This is a genomic window from Alcanivorax sp. HI0044, assembly GCF_001634945.1.
Genome location: NZ_LWEZ01000609.1, coordinates 1 through 762, shown reverse-complemented (window position 1 = coordinate 762; position 762 = coordinate 1). Strand labels below are relative to the sequence as shown.

Here is a 762-nt window from a genome sequence, read left to right as displayed (position 1 = left end):
GCGCCGGCATCGGCAAGCTTGTCTGCCACCAGGGCGCCGATGCCCGAGCTGGCGCCGGTGAGCAGAATCACTTTGCCGTTGACCCGCTGTTGCAATGCTTTGCCCGGCGCCACGGCACGCTTGAGATGCCAGGCCCAGTGATCCCGGAGCCTGTTTACGTAAGGCAGGACTTTGGGGGTTCTGAATTTCACGGCATTGGACATGATGGGCTCTCGAGTGGATCCATGGAATGAGCGAATGCATCCAGTGTAACCTGAGCATATACTCGGAAATACTCGGGTTTCTCCGTTGGCAAGGAGTGGCGTTGTATGGGGCAGGTTCGCTGGAAAGTCTCTGATTTTACTGTCAAAAAAGAGCCCAGGCAGGCCCGTTCGAAAGCCTCGGTTCAGGCGATGGTGCAGGCATGTGCTCGGATTTTGGAGACCCGGGGATACGCCGGGCTTAGCACCAATGCCATTGCGGAAGTGGCGGGTGTCAGCATCGGGTCGGTGTATGAGTACTTTCCCGGCAAGGATGCCATTGTGGCGCGGTTAGTGCAGGACATGGTGGCAGAGGCCAGGGCCATGCTGGAAGGTCGGCTGGCGCTGACAGACAGTCGCAATGATTTAAACAGCGCCATGCAATATTTTCTGGGCGCCATTTACCGGCTAATGCGCAAGCATCGAGCGTTATTGCGGGTGTTGGTTTTCCAGGTGCCTTACTTGCACCAGTTGCCGGCCACCCGGCAGTTGGAAATCGAATTACAGCAGGTCTTGATGGCAG

The 762-nt window shown here is 57.2% G+C and carries 1 protein-coding gene and 1 pseudogene; one reads left to right on the top strand and one right to left on the bottom strand.

Translation table 11 applies throughout. From position 1 onward, the window contains the following. Nucleotides 1-203 (bottom strand): annotated as a pseudogene (locus tag A3730_RS32565) (NAD-dependent epimerase); the annotation flags it as partial. 105 nt (nt 204-308) lie between these two features. Here A3730_RS32565 and A3730_RS07340 point away from each other — a divergent pair. After that, a partial coding sequence (locus tag A3730_RS07340) for a TetR/AcrR family transcriptional regulator (RefSeq protein WP_063537812.1) occupies nt 309-762 on the top strand: 454 nt, incomplete at its 3' end.